Raw genomic sequence first — 19,824 nt, 5'->3', positions numbered from 1 at the left:
CGACCGACGCTCGGCCCCCGGCGTCTCACACCGCTGTGTTGAGCGCGCGCTCGACGATGCCGGTCAACGCCGACACGATCGAGTCGCCGGTCACCACCGCGTACAGGACCGCACCGAACGCCGCTGCCGCGATGGTTCCGATCGCGTACTCCGCCGTACTCATTCCGTCGTCGTCCACAACGAGATCCGACACGCGACTCCGGAAACCCCGAAAACCGATGGTGCGCATAATTTTCCCTCCTTGCGGCGCGGACGGTCCGCACCGACGTTTCACAACAGCCCTCCCCCGAGCACGTCCCTGGCCAGGCCGATCACTACCGGCACGATGCCCAGACACACGAACGCAGGCAGAAAACACAACCCGAGCGGGCCGCTGACGAGCACACCCGCGCGCTCGATATCGGCGGCCACCCGGTCCTCCGCCTCCGTCCGGTACCGGACGGCCAGTTCGGCCACGGTCTCCGACAGGGGTGAACCGGATTTCGCCGAACGCCGCGCAGCCCTCGCAAAGTCCTCGAGCAGGTCGTCACCCGGGCCGTCCCATGCCTCGGCCGGATCGGCACCGAGCGCGAGCCTGTCGGCGCCCCTGCGCAGCGCCGCGGCGAAATCCGGTGGAGCCGACTCCGCGACGACACGGGCCGCCGACGGCGCCGGCATTCCGGCGCGCAGACATGCGGCGAAGAGGTCGAACGCAGCCGGCACAGCATTCGGGTCGGGGCGTCCGGCCGATACCTGCAGGCCGGGAACACCTTTCGCATCTCTGAGGCGAGCGTTGCCGCCGGCGATCGGAAGGATCAGCAGGGCCGCGGCAGCGAGCGCGGCAGCGACGGCCGCCGTCATGCGCTCACCCTGTCGGCGATACGGTCGGTCCACAACAACCCGGCGCATGCCAGCACCGTGCCCGCGACGAGAAGCATGCCGCCGAGTCCGTCGGAAAGCAGAATCCCCACCGGCGCCGCACCCATGAGTTGCCCGAGCCCGACTCCGAGCAACGGGAGGGCCGCGAGGACGGATGCGGTTGCGCGCGCCCCTGCCAGGCCCGCGTCCGTGCGAGAGCGAATCCGCATCCTGGCGGAGAGGTCCGTCCGGGCCGCAGCCAGGAGTTCGGCGAGCGCCAGACCGTGCCGATCCGATACAGCCCATGCGTCGGCTAGTCGTGCCAGACTTACCGCCAGTCCGTCGCTGTCGCCGGACGGAACCGAGGAACGCAATCCGTCCGACGCTGAGCCGCCGAGGCGGGAGCGGGCAGCGGCGACCCGGAACGCATCTGCCGCAGGTCCGGTGGTTTCGCGCGCTGCGGTATCGCAGGCGTCGGCCGGATGCGCACCCACTCGCAGATCCGCGATGACCGCCTCCAAGCCGGAGAGCAACATTCGCCGATGTGCCTCGATCTGCGCCGCGCGGCGTTTCCGGCGTATCCGCCACAGCGTCGTCGCCGCCACCGTGGCGGCGGCCACCGCAGGTGCGACGCCGACAAGCATGGCGAGTGCGACACCTGCAGCGGCGGCGAGCACTCCCGGGTGACCGGCAACGGGAAAACGAAAGGGAACGTGGGGGCGGATTCGGTGTGCTCCCGACGAACCCGGGACGACGAGCAACGCGGCGGCAAGGCACAGTGTCGCCCCGATCACGGGACATCCCGTCGGCGAAGAGCACGTTCGAGCGACGCCATACCGGCGACCGCGCCGTGGTCGTACGTCCAGGCCGGCGACACGACGACTCCGGATACGGGATCGCGTTCGACGACGCCGATCTCGACGAGGCGGCGGGCACCACCGGGGCTGCGGTGAACATGAAGGACCACCTGGACTGCGGCAACGAGCTGACTGTGGAGGGCCGCTCGGTCGAGGCCGCCGAGCGCCGCGAGTGCCTCGAGCCGCGCCGGTACTTCGTCCGGTGAATTGGCGTGCACGGTGCCGGCGCCCCCGTCGTGGCCGGTGTTCAACGCCGTCAGGAGATCGACCACCTCCGCCCCGCGGACCTCCCCCACGACGATCCGGTCGGGTCTCATGCGCAACGCCTGGCGGACGAGGTCCCGCACGGTGACCTCCCCGACCCCCTCGACGTTGGGCGCACGCGCGACCAGCCGAACGACGTGGGGATGCGCGGGCACCAGTTCGGCAGCGTCTTCGACGCAGACGATCCGCTCCCGGTGGTCCACCGCTCCCAGCAGCGCCGCGAGCAGTGTGGTCTTTCCCGCACCGGTGCCCCCGACCACCAGGAACGCGAGTCGCGCACGGATGATGCGGTGCAGCAGACGGTAGGCGTCGTCGTGCACCGCACCGCGCTCCCGCAGGGCATCGAGTCCTTGGGTGGCGGGTCGCAGCACCCGCAACGACAGGCACGTTCCGCCCTGCGCAACCGGCGAGAGCACCGCGTGCAGCCGGACTCCGAACTCGCCGTGGCCGGGCAGCCTGCCGTCCACCCACATCTGCGCGTCGTCGAGTCTGCGTCCGGCGAACAACGCCAGACGCTGCGCGAGGCGGCGTACTGCGGTCTCGTCGGCAAAGGTCACGTCGGTCAGGTGCAGTCCGGAGCCTCGGTCGACCCACACCCGATCGGGTGCGGTGACGAGTACGTCTGTGACCGCGGGATCACCGAGCAGCACTTCGAGCGGTCCGGCTCCGGTGAGCTCGGTCTGGAGGTGCCGGAGGGCGGAGAGAAGGTCGGAGTCGCCGAGCACGCCCCCGGCTTCTGCGCGTAGCGCCGCAGCTACCCGCGCGGGGGTGAGATCCCCGGGTTCGTCCGCGAGGCGGTCGCGAACCCGGTCGAGCAGGTCGGCGGCGACAGTCCCGGTCACGCGATCCACCGCGTTCGCGGGCGAGCCGGATCGAGCCCGTCGAGCACGGCTTCCGCCGCACCGACGAGCGGTGACCGCGACCGCAACCGGATACCCCCGCGTTCGAGTGTCTCGGCAAGGCCCGGTTCGGGGCGCATCGACGCGAGCAGCGGTAGCCCGGTGACCTCCGCGACGTCGTCGGGTGTGAGCCCACCCGGGGCCGGTCCCCGGACGACGAGGCCGGCCGGCACTGCGCGGTCGAGGAGTCGATCCGCGATCCGTGCCGACGACAGCGCTGCACCGACGCGGGCCGGCACGACGACCGCCGTGAGATCTGCGAGGGACAGGAGTGCGTCAGCGACGGGACCGAAGGCCCGCCCGATGTCGGCGATCACGGTCGTCCCGGACCGGTGCACCGCGTCCACGACCGCCGTCGCCGCGCCGGCGGTGAGTTGCGCGCCGGAATCCCGATCCGTGGACAGGACCCCGAGCCCCTGAGTCCACGAGGGGACGGCGTCGCGGAGCGCCCGGGCAGAGATGCGTCCGCTCTCGACGGTGAGCCCGGACCATCGCACGCCGGGCCGTTCCTCGAGTCCGGTGAGCACGTCGATACCGCACCCGTAGGGATCGGCGTCGACGAGCAGGACGTCGCGGCCGGCGTCTCGTCGCGCCGACGACCAGGCCAGGGCGGCGGCGAACGTCGACGCTCCTGCACCACCACAGCCTCCGACGACGGCGATCACCGTGCCGCCGGCCGCGTCGGGCTCGGCGGTCGCACCGATGACGGCGAGCAGTTCCACCTCGCTGTCGGGCAACCCGAGGACGTGTTCGGCTCCCACGACCGCAGCGGCCTGCCACTCCCGCAGGTCGGCGGCTCCCGGACACACGAGTACGACACCGGGGCGCCGTGGAAGATCGGCGGCACACGCCAGCGCCGACGCGTGGTCCACCACGACGACGGCGGCATCGGTCCAGGAACGGCGGGACGGCGGCGCGACGGCTTCGTGGAGTTCGCGATCGGCGGCCGCAGCGACGCGGCGCAACGCCGCGATCAGAGCGGTATCGTCGGTCAGCCCGAGAACGTGGGTCATGTGCTGAGCGTGCGGGGTGAACGCTCCGGCGGGACCGCAGAACTGCGTGCGACGCCGAATCTGGGGATCGTCGGAACGCCTGTGGACAAACCCCGTCACCTGCGGGCTTTCGGGGAGGGAACGCCGCCGCGAGGGCCGGCGGGAACCCCCGGAACGAGGACGACCCTCGCCAGGGGGGAGGAGGCGAGGGTCGTCTGTGTTCAGCCCCGGGGGGGTCGGGCTGAACACAACCCGGACGGATCCGGGCAATCGTGATAGTACACCGAACGTGCACGCTGTTTGCAACTGAGCGGACCGGCGTGGCGAGGGCCACGCGCGACCCCCACAGTCCGCCTCCGGGCACCTATTGTGGTGCTCGTGACTGACGCGTCCGGGAACACGAGCACCGGCATCTCGACAGTGGATCATCCGGCAGGAAGTGGCCGCATCGCCGCCTTCTTCGACCTCGACAAGACCGTCATCGCGAAGTCGAGCGTTCTCGCCTTCACGCGCCCGTTCTTCAACGAAGGACTGCTCAGCCGCCGTGCCGTGCTCGAGAGCAGTTACGCCCAGTTGCTGTACGTGCTGTCCGCCGCGGATCAGGACCGCATCGAGCGGATGCGCGAGCACATCGCGCACATGTGTGAGGGCTGGGACGTCGAGCAGATCAAATCGATCGTCGACGAGACTCTGCAGGAAGTGGTCACTCCCCTCGTCTACGCCGAAGCGAAGGACCTCATCGCCGATCACCGGGCGCGTGGTCACGACGTGATCATCGTGTCGGCCTCGGGCGAGGAGGTCGTCACGCCGATCGCGCAGGCACTCGGTGCCTCCCACAGCGTCGGTAGCCGCATGCGGATCGTCGACGGACGGTACGCCGGTGAACTCGAGTTCTATTGCTTCGGGGAGGCCAAGGCCGTCGCGATCCGCGAACTGTCGGACCGGTACGGGTACGACCTGGCACAGAGCTTTGCCTACTCCGACTCCGCGACCGACCTGCCGATGCTCCTGGCGGTCGGCAATCCCCGTGTCGTCAACCCCGGTCGGGCGTTGCGACGTGTCGCGACCGAGAACCATTGGCCGATACTGCGATTCACACTTCCCGTGCCGTTGAAAAGACGTATTCCGACGTCGCCTCGCGCACTCTGGATGGCGGGTGGGATCGCCGGCGCACTCGCCCTGATCATCGGTGTTTCGAGCCGTCTCGCGCGCCGGTCGCACGCTTCGCTGCGGTACTGATTCCGGGCGACCCGCGGCGGATGGCGCACACCGCGTCCGCGGCCCTCCGTGCCACCCGAATATCGCACTGCACAACACGATTTCGCCGAACGGCACAGATGCGACGCGAAGCCGGCATGGGGCTTGCCTACGCCACCGCAAGGGGGGTAGAAAGGAACTACGGAACGACGGAAGGCCAAGAGCGAATCAGAAGAGAAGATTCGATCTCCCGACCGGAGTTCCCAGCACGGAAGCCGAGTACCCACGCGGAGCAGGTGCCACTATAAGGGCAGAAGCGTTGTGGGCTTGCGAGATGTGACTCTTCGAAGGTAAAGACCCCGCACCCGTTGCGAGGCCGAGCCGAGATAATCGCACCGTCGCCGAGGCCGTTGAGACACAACCCATTTCAGCACGCATGGTAACGCGGTTCACCGTGTCAGCGGGTGGTACGCCGATTCTATATCGACGCGTCACCCGCTTTTCCTGTGTCCAGCGCTTGTCGCTGCGGCCCGGTGGCCTCCGTCGAATCTCCCGAGTGCCGGGCCGATCAGCCCGCGAACGCCTCGGCGATCGAGGTGGCTTCGCGCGCTCCCGCCTCGAGCGACCCGCAGCAGAAGATCACCCACCCGCCGACGCCCTCGGCGGTACCACCGGCGAAACCGTCGATCCCGCTGCGATACGCGTCGAGCCGGCGCATCCAGTGGACCTCGGGCACTCCGAGGTTCCGGGTGTCGAGACCGGTCGCCACACACACCAGCCGCGACGCCGCCCGTGCGACCACGCCGTCCGCGACGCCGAACGGCTTCAATGCCTGCAGTTCGCCGTGCACGATCGCCGCGAGCACCGGCGCGGGTGCGTCCGACCCACCTGTCACGAGTTGCGCCAACGCGTCCAGACGTTCTCCGACCCCGCTCCCGGTACGTGGCCGCCCGAGCTGACCCGCGTCCTCGACGAGGTCCGCCGCCGCGAGCAGATGCAACCGGGCCAGGGCTTGCAGAGGCGCGCGGCGCCAGGTCGACACCATGTTGCCCAGCGCGTCACCGTCGAGCGTCTGCGCGACACGCAGCGCACCGGCGAGGATCGGGTCACCGGCTTCACCGGGCTGCGGCAGCTCCATCGACCCACCGTCGATCGCGGCAGAGGCTCGTGCCGCGCGCACCGACGCCTCGGCTGCGGTGTTCGCCCAGCCCCGCCGGTTCGTGCGATGGCGATGGACCTCCGCGAGCGCGTCGCGCGCACGGTCGGCGGCGTCGCGCACGCCGGGGAGGTCGAGGAGCGGTGCAAGCGGGTCGGTCACAGTCTCCGACGGTACCGCCGGTGTTCCCGGCGACCGCCGGTGGGACCGGGCGTACGCACCGCACCACACCACTCGTCCCCGCCGCAGACCACCCGTCGCTCGAAACCGACCGATGGGCGACTGTGGCGTGACCATATACAGGCGCAACGGTGCGATGCGCGTCACAGATGATTACGCTCTCAGGAGCCCGACGATAGACGACCCGAAAGGTGCCCCGCATCATGACGAGCGCAGCTCCGGACCACGAACAGCAGGCCTTTCCTCCGAGTGCCGAGTTCACAGCCACCGCCAACGCCGGTCCGGAGTTGCAGGCTGCTGCCGACGCCGATCGCCTCGGATTCTGGGCGACCCAGGCCGAACGACTCGAGTGGGCCTCCCCGTGGACCGAGGTGCTGGACTGGTCGGACGCACCGTTCGCGAAGTGGTTCGTCGGCGGGCAACTGAACGTCGCCTACAACTGCGTGGACCGGCACGTACTCGCCGGCAACGGTGACCGCGTCGCCATTCATTTCGAAGGTGAACCCGGCGACACGCGAGCACTGACGTACAACGACCTGCTGGCGGAGGTCTCCCGCGCCGCGAACACCTTCACGGAACTGGGCCTGGTGGCCGGCGATCGCGTTGCCATCTACATGCCGATGATTCCCGAGGCGATCGTCACGATGCTCGCCTGCGCTCGTCTGGGCCTGACGCACTCCGTGGTGTTCGCAGGTTTCTCCGCGACGGCGCTCCGCTCACGTATCGACGATGCCGAGGCGAAGCTTCTGGTCACCGTGGACGGTCAGTGGCGCCGCGGCGCCGCCGCGCCGCTCAAGGCGTCGGCCGACGAGGCGACCGCCGGTGCCGCGTCGATCGAGCACGTTCTCGTGGTTCGGCGCACCGGCATCGACGTCGAGTGGACCGAGGGCCGGGACCTGTGGTGGCACGACACCGTCGAGCAGGCATCGCCCGAGCACGAGGCGCAGCCGTTCGACGCCGAGCACCCGCTGTTCATCCTCTACACCTCCGGCACCACGGGTAAGCCGAAGGGAATCATCCACACGTCGGGTGGCTACCTCACGCAGGCGTCGTACACCCACCACAACGTGTTCGACCACAAAGCGGGCGAGGACGTGTACTGGTGCACCGCCGATATCGGCTGGGTCACCGGACACACCTACATCGTGTACGGACCGCTGTCGAACGGCGTGACGCAGGTCGTCTACGAAGGCACCCCGAACTCACCGACCCAGCACCGGCACTTCGAGATCATCGAGAAGTACGGGGTGAGCATCTACTACACCGCTCCCACGCTGATCCGCACCTTCATGAAGTGGGGACGGGCGATCCCCGACGCGCACGACCTCTCGTCCATCCGCGTGCTCGGCAGTGTCGGCGAGCCGATCAACCCCGAGGCGTGGCGCTGGTATCGCGACGTCATCGGCGGGGGCAAGGCTCCGATCGTCGACACGTGGTGGCAGACCGAGACGGGTGCGATCATGATTTCCCCGCTGCCCGGGATCACCGCGACCAAGCCGGGCTCGGCGATGGCGCCGCTGCCGGGCATCTCCGCGAAGATCGTCGACGACGAAGCCCGTCCGCTCGGTCCCGGCGGGAACGGCTACCTGGTACTCGACCAGCCGTGGCCGGCCATGTTGCGCGGCATCTGGGGTGATCCGCAGCGGTACCGCGAAACGTACTGGTCACGCTACGAAGACCAGGGTTGGTACTTCGCCGGCGACGGTGCGCGCTACGACGAGGACGGGGACCTCTGGGTACTCGGCCGTGTCGACGACGTCATGAACGTCTCCGGCCACCGCATCTCCACCTCCGAGGTGGAGTCGGCGCTGGTGAGCCACCAGACCGTCGCCGAAGCCGCCGTCGTGGGCGCGGCCGACGAGACCACCGGTCAGGGCATCGTCGCCTTCGTGATTCTGCGGGAGAACGTGGAGAACACCGGTGACGCGCTGATCAAGGAACTCCGCGAGCACGTGGCGGTGGAGATCTCCCCGATCGCGAAGCCGCGTCAGATCACGGTCGTACCGGAACTGCCGAAAACGCGTTCCGGCAAGATCATGCGACGGTTGCTGCGCGACGTGGCCGAAGGCCGCGAACTCGGTGACACCTCGACCCTCGTCGATCCCGCGGTGTTCGACGCAATCCGGGGCAAGTAGCTCCACAAAGGGTGCGGCCCCTTCCGGACTTCGTGTCCCGGGAGGGGCCGCACTCGTCTCCGGGCAGCGCGGGTTTGCGGTCGCGCCCGATCGGTCACTCAGGGGCGGGCGCTCCGGCAGGTCTACAATTTTCGACGGTGTGCCGGGAAGTCTGGTCGGCGAGCGCTCGACCCTACCGGAATCCGCCGAACCGAAAGCCGCCCGTTGTCCAACCCCGCCTGGAGCACCTCGCTCGCCCGTTTCCTCCGTACCGAAACCGTGGGCGGATCCCTTCTCCTTCTTGCCGCCGCGCTGGCCCTGATCTGGGTCAATTCCCCCCTCGGCGACTCCTACACCGCCCTGCGCGACTTCCAGATCGGTCCGGAGTCGCTGCACCTGCACCTGTCGCTGGGGACGTGGGCCAAAGACGGGCTTCTGGCGGTGTTCTTCTTCGTCGCCGGACTCGAACTCAAACGCGAACTCGTGGTCGGCGAACTCGCAGACCGCAAGAAAGCCCTGCTCCCGGTGATCGCGGCGTGCGGAGGCGTCGTCCTGCCCGCTGTCATTGCCGCGACCGTCGGCTGGGGCACGCCCGGAATGGATCGCGGCTGGGCGATTCCCGTCGCGACCGACATCGCCTTCGCACTGGGCGTCCTGGCTCTCACCGGTTCTCGCATACCGACCAGTGCACGAGTCTTCCTGCTCAGTCTCGCGGTGGTCGACGACCTGATCGGTATCGCGCTGATCGCGGTGCTGTTCACCTCGGGACTCGCGTTGATGTGGCTGGTGGCGACCGTGGTCCTCGCCGCGGCGTACTGGGTTGCCCAGCAGCGCCGCATCACCACGGCATGGCTGTACGTGCCGCTCGCGCTGCTCACCTGGTACGCCATGCACCAAGCCGGGATCCACGCGACGGTCGCCGGAGTCGTTCTGGGTCTGCTCACACGCGTCCGCACCGACCCCGGCGAGGACTACGCACCCTCCGAGCGTCTCGAGCACCGGATCCAACCCTGGTCGGCAGGATTCTGCGTGCCCGTCTTCGCGCTCTTCGCCTCCGGGGTGCCTCTCGGCGCGGAGATGATCGGCAACGTCTTCACCGACCCGGTCGGTCTTGCCATCGTCCTCGGTCTGCTCATCGGCAAAACGGTGGGAATCTTCAGCAGCGCCTGGCTCGCGATCCGGGTGGGTATCGCGACCCGCCCGACCGGTCTGATGTGGGGAGATCTGTTCGCGCTGGCGGTGCTCGGCGCGATCGGGTTCACCGTCAGCCTGCTCATCGCGGAACTTTCGCTCGGGGGTGTCGACGGTGGCGCCGCCGCCGAGATCGCCAAAGCTGCCGTCCTGGTTACCTCGTTGATCGCGTCGATACTCGGTTCGGCGCTACTGTTACGGCGTGGGCGAGCCCACCGCAAGCAGAACGAACCAACCAAAGGGGTCGACTAGTGAGCGTGACGAACGGGAACCGTCCCGGGGACGGTGTGCCGACGAGTATCTCGGGCATTCCGCTGACGAAGGTGGACGCTCCGACGCCGCGGGATGCCAGCGTCGGTGATCTTGTCCGTGACGTGGCCACTCAGGTGTCGACGCTCTTCCGCGCCGAAGTGCAGCTCGCGAAGGCGGAAGTGACCGGTGAGGTCAAGAAGGGCCTGCAGGGCAGCCTCTTCTTCGTCCTGGCGCTCGCCGTCCTCACCTTCAGCTCCTTCTTCTTTTTCTTCTTCCTCGCCGAACTCCTCGACGTCTGGGTTCCGCGCTGGCTCGCCTTCCTCATCGTCTTCCTGATCATGGTCGTGGTGACCGCGCTCCTCGCGTTGATCGGATATATGCGCGTGCGCAAGGTGCGCGCACCGAGCAAGACGATCGACTCGCTCAAGCAGACGAAGTCGGTCCTGCCGAACCACCAGGACGACCAGGCTCCCGCCGGTCGTCATCACGCAGCGCGCTGATGCGCCGAGCGATATAGAGGTGGCTCCACCCGACCCGTCCACGGCCCGCTATCCCGGGCCGTGGACGCATCGTGACATCCACGCGAACGGAATCCGGTTCCACGCGGTCGAAACCGGCCCGCACGATCCGGACACCCCGCTCGTACTCTTCGTGCACGGTTTCGCGGACCTGTGGTGGTCCTGGCGTCACCAGCTCACCGCCTTCGCCGAGTCGGGCTACCGAGCCGTGTCGGTGGACCTGCGCGGCTACGGCGATTCGGACAAGCCCCCGCGCGGATACGACGGCTGGACCCTGTCCAACGACATCGCGGGTCTCGTCCGCGCGCTCGGGCACAGCGAGGCGATCCTCGTCGGGCACGCCGACGGCGGGCTGGTCTGCTGGGCGACGGCGGTTCTGCATCCTCGGCTCGTGCGTGCCATCGCCGTCGTCGATTCACCCCACCCGATCTCTCTGCGCGACGGGGCACTGCGCGACAAGGCGCAGCGAAAAGCACTCCTGCCGACGTTCCTGTCGTATCAGGTGCCGTGGCGGCCCGAACGTCGGCTGGTTCGCGACGAGAGTCGCGAGATCGAACGGCTCGCGCGCCTGCGCTCGGGGCCGGAGTGGCAGGCCACGCCGGAATTCTCCGACGTCGTCGAGCGCCTCCGCTCGGCAATCCGTATCCCGGGGGTCGCGCACTGCACGCTGGAATACCAGCGGTGGGCGTTCCGGAGCCAGTGGCGGCCCGACGGGCGACGTTTCATGAAGGCGATGGACGTCACCCTCTCGCTGCCCGTCCTCCAGTTGCACGGCGTGCTCGATCCGTACGTACTGGCCGCGACGCTGCGCCGGTGCAAGCGTCACGCGCCCGGACGCGTCCTGAAGTTCGTCGACGGCGCGGGTCATTACGCGCATCAGGAGAAGCCCGACGTCGTGACGTCGCAACTACTCGGCTTCGTGCGGGGTCTCTGACTCCGACGGACAACCGCACGGGCCGGGCGCCGGCGTCAGACGATGCAGACGCCGGTTTCCACGGGTTCGAACACCGACCCGGCCAGTGCGAGTTGACGGCTGATCTCCCCGGCCGTGAGCACGAATCCCGTATCGGAGTCGTCGATGGCCGCCCCGAACACCATGCCGAGGACGAGACCCTGCGCGTCGACGAGTGGTCCACCGGAGTTGCCCTGCTGGATCAGACCGCGCACGGTGTAGACCTCGCGTTCGACCGTTCCGCTGCGGTAGATGTCGGGTCCCTGCAGATCCAGCGTTTCGCGGACCCGTGCGGCGCTCGCCGTATACGGCCCGCCACCCGGATAGCCGAGGACGATCGCGTTCTCACCCGAGTCCGCGGGCACGGGGGCGAATGCCAGCGGCGGGGCCGTGAGCCCGGGCACCGACAGGATCGCGACGTCCACGGCCGGGTCGAACAGCACCACGGAGGCGTCGAGTGCGCCCTGTTCGGTGTCGACGGTCACGGCGGCAGTGCCCGCCACGACGTGCGCGTTCGTCATGACCCGTTCCGGCGCCACGACGAAGCCGGACCCTTCGAGTGCCTTCTGGCAACTCGGCGCGAGTCCGTTGATGCGGAGCACGCTCGGATGGAGATCTGCCGCCACCGGGCTGTCGAGCAACGAAGCGTCGGGGATCGCGACCTCGGCGATCGGGGTCCTTCCGAACGGTCCGATCACCTCGGGTAGCCCGGACGTGTCGAGCAGAGCCGAGAATTCGTTGGGTATCGCCCGCATCCACTCGGGAGCGAATTCGTCGACGGTGCCGAGGACATGAGAACCCCGCACCGCTGCGGACACCACGGGCTGAGTGGTGGCCGTCAGCGGAATGGCGAGAAGCCAGGCGGCGACGAGCACGGCGACGGCCTGCAGACCCGCGCCCACGACGCTGTCGACCGCCCGGACGCCGGGACTGTGGATGCCACTGCGGGCAGCCCGGCCGAGCACCATCCCGGCCACCTCGCCGATCACGACGAGCACCACGATCAACGCGATCCCCGCCAGGATCCGCATTCGCCCCTCTTCGACGTGCACGAGCACGTGCGGCGCGATGAGAATGCCGGCGATCGCACCGAGCAGTACACCCAGGAACGCGAGGGCCGACGCAACCGCGCCCTGCCTCAGTCCCGACGATGCCGCGATGACGACGATCAGCACGATGATCAGGTCGAGCCAGCCGGATCCGGTCACGGTTCGACCACCTCGGTCTCCATTTCGGCGAGTACGACATCGAGGTCACGAATGTCGTGGTGATCCCATTCGATTTCCCATCCGGAGACGGCGAACAGGCCTGCGAGCACTCCCGCGGTGAAACCCCACACGAGCATCCCTTCGACCCGGAAGGCCGGTCCGCGATACCCGAGGGCGTGCCGTACCTGGAAGCGGTTCCGCGGGTCGAGCAAGTCGTGCAGCGACACGCGCACCACGCGGGAAGCCTCGGCGGGATTGACCACACCGACGGGGCTCGGACGCTCCCAGTACGCGATCACGGGTGTCACGTCGAAGCCCGAGGGCGGGATGAACAGTTCGGGGAGCACAGCGAGCGGACGTACCCCGGCGGGGTCCAGGCCCGTTTCCTCCTGCGCTTCGCGCAGAGCGGTGTGTTCGGGACCCTCGTCGTCGGGATCGGCGGCGCCACCGGGAAACGCGACCTGTCCGCTGTGCTGGCGCAGGGTCGCCGCACGCTGGGTGAGCAGCACATCCGCGTCGGCCGGCAGGCCGCCACGGGCGAGCGGGTCAGGCGTCGGCGAACCACCGAACAACACCAGGACCGCCGCTTGCCGGACCGGGAGCCCGGAGGGCGCGCGCCGGTTGATGATCGGATTGTCGTCGTGCGGGTCCTTCGGCTCGAGGGTCGTGACCTTCCGCAACCAGTACGGCGTCATACCGCCACCCCCAGGTATTCGTCGACCACGGCGGCGACCTCGTCGGCGGAGCGGAAGGGCTGAGGCAGCACTTTGGCCACCGAGCCGTCGGCTCGCAGCAGGATCGTCACCGGCAGCACCGCCGGGGCTCCGACCGCGGCCTGGACTCGTCCGGAGCCGTCCTGCACTCCGGGCAGATGCACGTCGTAGTCCGTCAGCTTGCTCAGCGCATTGGCCTCGTTGGGATCGGTATGCACCGTCACCACGGTCACCGCATCTCCGGCTCGTTCGGCGAACTCCTCGAGCACGGGCAGTTCTTCGGCGCACGGGCCGCACCACCACGCCCACAGATTCACCACAGCCGGCTTGCCCGCGAGTGCGGCGGCCAGGTCCACCGTGGAACCGTCGCCGACGCATTCGAACGTCAACCCCGCGAGCGGGCTGCCGGCAGACGCTCCCGCTGCAGGCGTTCCCGCTGCCGGCGGGCAGGGATCCAGAGCGGCGGTTTCCCGGAGGGGCGCGAGAGCCTGCGGGTTGTCCTGCGCTCGCCGGTCGACGGGTGCGGCCGAGGTCGCAGCGCCGGTCGCCGAGGGAGCCGGTGCGTCATCGTTGCCGCGCGGCCAGATGGCGACGATCAAGGCGATCACGACGACCAGTGCTGCCAGGCTCCAACGGCCTGCTGAGGAAGGGTGCACCGGCGTCACCTACCGGCCAGCTCGAGCAGATGCTCGGTCTCCGGTCCCTTCACCAGCGCGGCGGCGGTCGGCGGGTCGGTGGGTCCGATCCCGTAGGACGGGCAATCCTTGGCGAGCACGCACACTCCGCAGGCGGGTTTGCGTGCGTGGCAGACCCGACGGCCGTGGAAGATCACCCGGTGGGACAGCAGCGTCCACTCCTTGCGTTCGATGAGCGTTCCGACGGCGTGCTCGATCTTCACGGGGTCGGTTTCCGTGGTCCACTTCCAGCGTCCGACGAGGCGCGCGAAGTGCGTATCGACGGTGATTCCCGGCACATCGAAGGCGTTGCCGAGAATGACGTTCGCGGTCTTGCGCCCGATGCCGGGCAGCTTCACGAGGTCGTCGAGCCGAGCCGGCACCTCGCCGTCGTACTGCTCGAGCAGAGCCTGGCCCAGACCGATGAGTGCGTTCGCCTTGTTGCGGAAGAAGCCGGTGGATCGGATGAACTCTTCGAGCTCCGTCCGGTCCGCTTCGGCGTAGGCGCGGGCATCGGGGTACCGGGCGAACAACGCGGGAGTCACCTGGTTGACGCGCACGTCCGTGCACTGAGCGGACAGGATCGTCGCGACCGCCAGTTCGAGCGGCGTCGTGAAATCGAGTTCGCAGTACACGTGGGGAAAAGCCTCGGCGAGCCGCCGATTCATCCGTCGCGCGCGGCGCACCAGGGCGAGCCGGGATTCGGAGCGGGGGGCCGCGCCCGAGTCACGACGGGGAGCCTGATCTGAGCTCTCGGACGGGGTCGCATGCACCTGGACCACTGTACGTAAACCCCTCCGCATCAATCCGCCCCCGTGTCTCATCTGAGACCTAACCCGTGTTTACTTCCCGGTATGCAAGCTCTCGCTGTGGTGCTTTTCCCAGTGCTGCTGACGCTGTTCGCACTCGCCATGGAGCGTGTCGAGTCCCGCCTGAGTCGGCTTTCCGTCCGTGAGGACGAGGTCGAGGAATTCCTCGACCAAGCCGACCAGGGTGATGTCGCCGCGCTCGCTCGCGAAGGTTTCCCCGGGGCTCTCGCCCGGTTCCACCGCCGTCGGCGCCGGGGGTCGACCGAGTCGGACGGCAGCACCTCACATCACGGTCTGGGGACTCGTCGCGCCAGCTGACCCACATACTCGCCGGTAGCCTGCGAGAAGGTTTTCGGAAGCAAAACACCCGATCCGTGGTGTCGGTCACTCACGCCTGACCTCGGCACAGTAGACTGGGGAGTCGTACGCCTGACAGGTGACCTCCGTCGGATGCCCGTAGACGTGCCGACACAGCAGCAAGACAACGTTTTTTCATTTCCCAAAAGGAGCGCACGTGGACGAGGTCCTGGCCAGAGCAGGCATCTTCCAAGGAGTCGAGCCCTCTGCGGTTGCGGCGCTGGTCAAAGAGCTTCAGCCGGTCGATTTTCCCCGTGGCCATGTCATCTTCAACGAAGGTGAGCCCGGCGACCGCCTGTACATCATCGTCTCCGGCAAGGTGAAGCTCGGTCGGCGTTCGCCCGACGGTCGCGAGAACCTGCTGACCATCATGGGCCCGTCCGACATGTTCGGCGAGTTGTCCATCTTCGACCCGGGCCCCCGTACGTCCACCGCGACGACCGTCACCGAGGTGCGTGCCGTGAGCATGGACCGCGAGGCACTCAAGGCGTGGATCGACCAGCGTCCCGAGATCGCCGAGCAGCTGCTCCGCGTGCTGGCCCGCCGGCTCCGCCGCACGAACAACAGCCTCGCCGACCTCATCTTCACCGATGTTCCCGGTCGCGTCGCCAAGGCTCTGCTGCAGCTCGCGCAGCGTTTCGGCACGCAGGAGGCGGGCGCTCTGCGCGTCACGCACGACCTGACGCAGGAAGAGATCGCCCAGCTCGTCGGTGCGTCGCGCGAGACCGTGAACAAGGCTCTCGCCGACTTCGCGCACCGCGGCTGGCTGCGCCTCGAAGGCAAGAGCGTCCTGATCTCCGACTCGGAGCGTCTGGCGCGTCGCGCCCGCTGACACGCGGCATCACGACACACGGGCGAGCCCGGGACGCGACACGCGTCCCGGGCTCGCTCGTTTACGGGTTATGAGGTATCGCCGTCAGGCGAAGCTCCTCAGGTATTCGAGTTGCACGTTCACCGACTTCTCCGCCGCGTCCCACAACGACCGGTCGACATCCGCATACACGTGCTCGACGACGAGGCGCGCTGTCGCGTCCTCACCGAGGGTGCGCACCGCGCCACGCACCTGTTCGAGGCGCTGCTCACGATGGGCGAGGTAGTCCCGCGCGATCGTCTCCAGGTCGTCCAGTTCGGGGCCGTGCCCGGGCAACACCGTGTAACCCGGCCCCAAGCCGATCAGTGCACGCAGCGAGCGGAGATAGTCGCCGAGATCGCCGTCGGTGTCGTCGAGCACCGTGGTGCCGCGTCCGAGGATGGTGTCCGCGGTCAGGACACTGTTGTCGTCCTCCACGACGAAGGACAGCGAATCCGCGGTATGGCCCGGTGTCGCGAGTACGCGAATGCGAAGCCCGGCGGCTTCGACGACGTCACCGTCGGAAAGTTCGTTCCCGCCGCCGTGCCGGTGATCGGCCGACGACGCATGCACGGGGCAGTTGGCGAGTTCGGCGAACCGGCCCGCACCTTCGGTGTGGTCGAAGTGCCGGTGACTGATGAGTGTCGCGGCGACAGGAACCTGCGCGACGCGCGCGAGATGCGCTTCGTCGAGCGGGCCCGGATCCACCACGACGCACTCGTCTGCCCCGGGCGCACGGAGGATCCACGTGTTGGTGCCCTCCAAGGACATGACCGAGGGGTTCTCTGCCAGAACCACGGCAGCGTTCTCCGTGATCTGCCGCAGCCGGCCGTACGCGGGGTGGACCAGCGCCATGTTCTTGCCTTTCCTGACAGGGACGTCGTGGTCGATCCCACTCTACGAGGGCCGCGGATCGATGTCCCGGGCCACGACCCCCGTAGATCGGGTCACCGCCGAGGTCAGCGCACCTCGACGATGAGTTCGACCTCGACGGGAGCCCCGAGCGGCAGTTCCGCGACGCCCACGGCGGAGCGGGCGTGCGCACCGACGGTGCCGAACACCTCACCGAGGAATTCCGACGCGCCGTTGATCACGCCGGGCTGGCCGGTGAAACCCTCGGCCGAGGCCACGAATCCCACCACCTTCACGATGCTGGCGATGTTGTCCAGGCCGACGAGTCCATCGATTGCCGCCAGCGCGTTGAGCGCGGCGGTACGTGCCGCCTGCTTCGCGTCCTCGGGCGAGACCTCGGCGCCGACCTTGCCGGTGTGGGTGAGGGTGCCGTCGACGAGCGGCAGCTGGCCCGAGGTGTAGACGATGTCACCGGAACGGACGGCGGGCACATACGCCGCCACCGGCTTGGCGATCGGCGGCAAGCTGAGCCCCAACTCGGCGAGGCGTGCGGACCACTGTTGTGCCACCGCGTCAGCCCTTCGGACGCTTGAGGTAGGCAACGTGCTGTTCGCCGGTGGGTCCCTGCAGGACGGTGACGAGTTCCCACCCGTCGGAACCCCAGGTATCGAGAATCTGCTTGGTCGCGTGTGTGAGCAGGGGCACGGTCGCGTACTCCCACGTAGTCGTTTCACTCATGTCATGACCCTATCCGCCGCCTTAACGAGCGCACGACTTATAGGCTCGTGGTCGTGGCAACACCGACATCTCATTCCGGCGAGTGGCCGGCCGGCGCCGCACAGGCGCGACTGCACTTCGTGTCCGGCAAGGGCGGTACCGGCAAATCGACGGTCGCGGGAGCGCTCGCGCTCGCGCTCGCCGCGGGCGGCCGCAAGGTCCTGCTCGTCGAGACGGAAGGCCGGCAGGGAATCGCGCAGTTGTTCGACGTTCCGCCGTTACCGCCGGTAGAGACGAAGATCGCCTCCGCCGAGGGCGGCGGAGTCGTCTCCGCGCTCGCCATCGACATCGAGGCGGCGTTCCTCGAATACCTCGACATGTTCTACAACCTGGGGTTCGCGGGCCGTGCGATGAGGCGGATCGGTGCCGTCGAGTTCGCGACCACCCTCGCACCGGGTCTGCGTGACGTGATTCTCACCGGCAAGATCAAGGAAACCGTGGTGCGCACCGACGCGTCGGGACGCCGCGTATACGACGCGGTGGTGGTCGACGCGCCGCCCACGGGACGAATCAGCAGTTTCCTGGACGTCACCAAGGCCATGGCGGACCTCGCGAAGTCCGGCCCGATCCGGTCGCAGAGCGAAGGCGTGGTGCGGTTGCTGCACTCCGACGAGACGGTCGTGCACCTTGTCACTCTGCTCGAAGCGCTACCCGTTCAGGAAACCGCGGACGCGGTCGAGGAATTGCAGGCAGCAGATCTGCGCCTGGGCACCGTGATCGTCAACCGCACCGCGCCCGAACATCTGCCCGAAAATCTCGTCGATGAATTTGCCGGCGGGCGGGTACCCGGAGAATCGATCCGCGCCGCGTTCGGCCGGGTCGGGGTGAAGCTCTCCGACGAAGATTTTGCCGGGCTGCTCACCGAAGCCATCGAGCACGCTGCAACCTTGCAGGCACAGCAGGTCAGCGCCGCTCAACTCGACGACGTGAAGGTGGCGCGCATGTCCTTGCCCTCCATGGCCGACGGCATCGACCTCGGCGGCTTGTACGAGCTTGCCCAGGCACTGACCGAGCAGGGCGTCCGATGACCGGGAAGGCGCGCGTCGCCACTCCGCTCGATGTCGGCGGAATCCTGGCCGATCCGTCGTCGCGGGTGATCGTGTGCTGCGGATCCGGAGGCGTGGGGAAAACCACCACTGCTGCCGCGCTGGCGTTGCGCGCTGCCGAGAAGGGGCGCAGCGTGGTGGTCCTGACGATCGACCCGGCGCGTCGGCTCGCGCAGGCCCTCGGGGTGCAGAGTCTCGACAATTCGCCGCAGAAGGTGGAACTCCCGGCCGGATCCACCGGCGAATTGCACGCGATGATGCTCAACATGCGTCGCACGTTCGACGACATGGTCCTCGAGCATTCGACGCCCGACAAAGCCCAGCAGATTCTGGACAATCCCTTCTATCAGACCGTCGCGTCGTCGTTCTCCGGTACGCAGGAGTACATGGCGATGGAGAAGCTCGGACAGCTCGCGCAGAGCGACGAGTGGGATCTGATCGTCGTCGACACACCGCCGTCCCGGAATGCGCTGGACTTCCTCGACGCTCCGCAACGGCTCGGCGCGTTCCTCGACGGCCGGATGATCCGGATCTTCACCGCTCCCGGCCGGGGCATCGGGCGTCTGGTCACCGGAGCGATGGGCATCGCTCTCAAGGCCGTGTCGACGATCGTGGGCAGCCAGATGCTGTCGGACGCGTCCGCGTTCGTGCAGTCGCTCGATTCCATGTTCGGAGGGTTCCGCGAGCGCGCCAACCGGACCTATCAGCTGCTCCAGCAGCCCGGCACCCACTTCATGGTGGTGGCGTCCGCCGAACCGGACGCGCTCCGGGAGGCCTCCTACTTCGTCGAGCGGCTCGGCGAGGACCGGATGCCGCTCGCGGGCCTGGTGCTCAACCGAACGCATCCGACCCTGTCGAAGATGCCCCCGGACCATGCGCTGACCGCGGCCGACGCACTTGCCGAGCAGGGCGGTGACGACGCGGAGGCTGCCGAAGCCGTCCTGCGTATCCACGCGCACCGCGCAGTCACAGCCAAGCGGGAACTACGTCTGCTGCGGAGTTTCACCGCCGCGAACCCGCGCGTGCCCGTGGTGGGCGTGCCCTCGTTGCCGTTCGAGGTGTCGGACCTCGAGGCGCTGAGGGCCGTGGCCGACCAGCTCACCCGTGAGGCCTGAACCTCTGCGGGTGG

Annotated in this window: 22 protein-coding genes; 9 read left to right on the top strand and 13 right to left on the bottom strand. The window is 68.4% G+C overall.

The genetic code is table 11. The features are described from left to right. Window positions 1-25 precede the first annotated feature (25 nt). Genes HF886_RS17765 through ssd form a run of 5 tightly spaced genes read right to left on the bottom strand, consistent with a single transcriptional unit; the run spans window position 26 to window position 3,870 of the window. The gene (locus HF886_RS17765; protein ID WP_169623042.1) at window positions 26-229 is read right to left on the bottom strand and encodes a DUF4244 domain-containing protein; all 204 of its coding nucleotides are present in this window, start codon (window positions 227-229) and stop codon (window positions 26-28) included. A 41-nt stretch (window positions 230-270) separates the two neighbouring features. Continuing rightward, the gene (locus tag HF886_RS17760) at window positions 271-840 is read right to left on the bottom strand and encodes a type II secretion system F family protein (RefSeq protein WP_169653033.1); all 570 of its coding nucleotides are present in this window, start codon (window positions 838-840) and stop codon (window positions 271-273) included. Beyond that, a complete protein-coding gene (locus tag HF886_RS17755; protein WP_346765400.1) occupies window positions 837-1,631 on the bottom strand; it encodes a type II secretion system F family protein in 795 nt (264 codons plus the stop codon). Before HF886_RS17755 ends, HF886_RS17760 begins: the two co-directional genes overlap by 4 nt. Continuing rightward, window positions 1,628-2,800, bottom strand: coding sequence for a TadA family conjugal transfer-associated ATPase (locus HF886_RS17750; protein WP_169623044.1), 1,173 nt, complete (start codon window positions 2,798-2,800; stop codon window positions 1,628-1,630). The genes HF886_RS17755 and HF886_RS17750 overlap by 4 nt, the downstream gene beginning before the upstream one ends. Further along, window positions 2,797-3,870 carry a septum site-determining protein Ssd gene (gene ssd, locus HF886_RS17745; protein WP_169623045.1) on the bottom strand — a complete coding sequence of 358 codons (1,074 nt, stop codon included), beginning with the start codon at window positions 3,868-3,870 and terminating at the stop codon, window positions 2,797-2,799. The genes HF886_RS17750 and ssd overlap by 4 nt, the downstream gene beginning before the upstream one ends. A gap of 390 nt (window positions 3,871-4,260) precedes the next feature. Between ssd and HF886_RS17740 the strand changes: the two genes are divergently transcribed. Beyond that, window positions 4,261-5,088, top strand: coding sequence for an HAD-IB family hydrolase (locus HF886_RS17740; protein ID WP_169623067.1), 828 nt, complete (start codon window positions 4,261-4,263; stop codon window positions 5,086-5,088). A 526-nt stretch (window positions 5,089-5,614) separates the two neighbouring features. Here HF886_RS17740 and HF886_RS17735 read toward each other — a convergent pair. Continuing rightward, window positions 5,615-6,364, bottom strand: a complete 750-nt coding sequence (locus HF886_RS17735; RefSeq protein WP_169623046.1) for an oxidoreductase — start codon at window positions 6,362-6,364, stop codon at window positions 5,615-5,617. Window positions 6,365-6,585: 221 nt separating this feature from the next. Between HF886_RS17735 and acs the strand changes: the two genes are divergently transcribed. The 4 genes from acs to HF886_RS17715 all read left to right on the top strand — a co-directional run bounded on the left by acs (window position 6,586) and on the right by HF886_RS17715 (window position 11,391). Next, window positions 6,586-8,517 carry an acetate--CoA ligase gene (gene acs, locus HF886_RS17730; protein ID WP_169623047.1) on the top strand — a complete coding sequence of 644 codons (1,932 nt, stop codon included), beginning with the start codon at window positions 6,586-6,588 and terminating at the stop codon, window positions 8,515-8,517. 204 nt (window positions 8,518-8,721) lie between these two features. Next, on the top strand, window positions 8,722-9,939 hold the full coding sequence (gene nhaA / locus HF886_RS17725; protein WP_169653032.1) for a Na+/H+ antiporter NhaA: 1,218 nt from the start codon (window positions 8,722-8,724) through the stop codon (window positions 9,937-9,939). After that, a complete protein-coding gene (locus tag HF886_RS17720) occupies window positions 9,939-10,439 on the top strand; it encodes a phage holin family protein (RefSeq protein WP_169623049.1) in 501 nt (166 codons plus the stop codon). The genes nhaA and HF886_RS17720 overlap by 1 nt, the downstream gene beginning before the upstream one ends. Window positions 10,440-10,458: 19 nt before the next feature. Beyond that, window positions 10,459-11,391: an alpha/beta hydrolase gene (locus HF886_RS17715; RefSeq protein ID WP_169623050.1), complete on the top strand. Its 933-nt coding sequence runs from the start codon at window positions 10,459-10,461 to the stop codon at window positions 11,389-11,391. 35 nt (window positions 11,392-11,426) lie between these two features. On the opposite strand, the gene HF886_RS17710 is transcribed toward HF886_RS17715, so the two are convergent. Genes HF886_RS17710 through nth form a run of 4 tightly spaced genes read right to left on the bottom strand, consistent with a single transcriptional unit; the run spans window position 11,427 to window position 14,786 of the window. Next, complete coding sequence (locus HF886_RS17710; protein WP_169623051.1) at window positions 11,427-12,617, bottom strand: MarP family serine protease; 1,191 nt, start codon at window positions 12,615-12,617, stop codon at window positions 11,427-11,429. Beyond that, complete coding sequence (locus HF886_RS17705) at window positions 12,614-13,312, bottom strand: CoA pyrophosphatase (RefSeq protein WP_169623052.1); 699 nt, start codon at window positions 13,310-13,312, stop codon at window positions 12,614-12,616. The genes HF886_RS17710 and HF886_RS17705 overlap by 4 nt, the downstream gene beginning before the upstream one ends. Beyond that, window positions 13,309-13,986, bottom strand: a complete 678-nt coding sequence (locus tag HF886_RS17700) for a TlpA disulfide reductase family protein (protein WP_169653031.1) — start codon at window positions 13,984-13,986, stop codon at window positions 13,309-13,311. Before HF886_RS17700 ends, HF886_RS17705 begins: the two co-directional genes overlap by 4 nt. Window positions 13,987-13,991: 5 nt before the next feature. Continuing rightward, complete coding sequence (gene nth, locus HF886_RS17695; RefSeq protein ID WP_169653030.1) at window positions 13,992-14,786, bottom strand: endonuclease III; 795 nt, start codon at window positions 14,784-14,786, stop codon at window positions 13,992-13,994. Window positions 14,787-14,858: 72 nt separating this feature from the next. On the opposite strand from nth, the gene HF886_RS17690 reads away from it, so the two are divergent. After that, window positions 14,859-15,131: a hypothetical protein gene (locus HF886_RS17690; protein ID WP_169623055.1), complete on the top strand. Its 273-nt coding sequence runs from the start codon at window positions 14,859-14,861 to the stop codon at window positions 15,129-15,131. A gap of 196 nt (window positions 15,132-15,327) precedes the next feature. Next, on the top strand, window positions 15,328-16,002 hold the full coding sequence (locus tag HF886_RS17685) for a Crp/Fnr family transcriptional regulator (protein WP_111731607.1): 675 nt from the start codon (window positions 15,328-15,330) through the stop codon (window positions 16,000-16,002). Window positions 16,003-16,086: 84 nt separating this feature from the next. Here HF886_RS17685 and HF886_RS17680 read toward each other — a convergent pair whose 3' ends face one another. From HF886_RS17680 to HF886_RS17670, 3 genes are all read right to left on the bottom strand, one after another. Then, a complete protein-coding gene (locus HF886_RS17680; RefSeq protein WP_169623056.1) occupies window positions 16,087-16,875 on the bottom strand; it encodes an MBL fold metallo-hydrolase in 789 nt (262 codons plus the stop codon). A gap of 104 nt (window positions 16,876-16,979) precedes the next feature. Beyond that, the gene (locus HF886_RS17675; RefSeq protein ID WP_169653029.1) at window positions 16,980-17,441 is read right to left on the bottom strand and encodes a RidA family protein; all 462 of its coding nucleotides are present in this window, start codon (window positions 17,439-17,441) and stop codon (window positions 16,980-16,982) included. 4 nt (window positions 17,442-17,445) lie between these two features. Next, the gene (locus HF886_RS17670) at window positions 17,446-17,610 is read right to left on the bottom strand and encodes a hypothetical protein (protein ID WP_169623058.1); all 165 of its coding nucleotides are present in this window, start codon (window positions 17,608-17,610) and stop codon (window positions 17,446-17,448) included. A gap of 53 nt (window positions 17,611-17,663) precedes the next feature. On the opposite strand from HF886_RS17670, the gene HF886_RS17665 reads away from it, so the two are divergent. Both HF886_RS17665 and HF886_RS17660 read left to right on the top strand, forming a co-directional pair. Beyond that, complete coding sequence (locus HF886_RS17665) at window positions 17,664-18,677, top strand: ArsA-related P-loop ATPase (RefSeq protein WP_346765259.1); 1,014 nt, start codon at window positions 17,664-17,666, stop codon at window positions 18,675-18,677. After that, window positions 18,674-19,810, top strand: a complete 1,137-nt coding sequence (locus HF886_RS17660) for an ArsA family ATPase (protein WP_169623060.1) — start codon at window positions 18,674-18,676, stop codon at window positions 19,808-19,810. The genes HF886_RS17665 and HF886_RS17660 overlap by 4 nt, the downstream gene beginning before the upstream one ends. Window positions 19,811-19,824 lie beyond the last annotated feature (14 nt).

Origin of the sequence: Rhodococcus sp. 105337, from assembly GCF_012844225.1 — a bacterium.
Lineage (GTDB): Bacteria > Actinomycetota > Actinomycetes > Mycobacteriales > Mycobacteriaceae > Rhodococcus.
The sequence above is the reverse complement of the archived record's forward strand: the minus strand, read 5'-3'. Positions and strand labels throughout refer to the sequence as shown.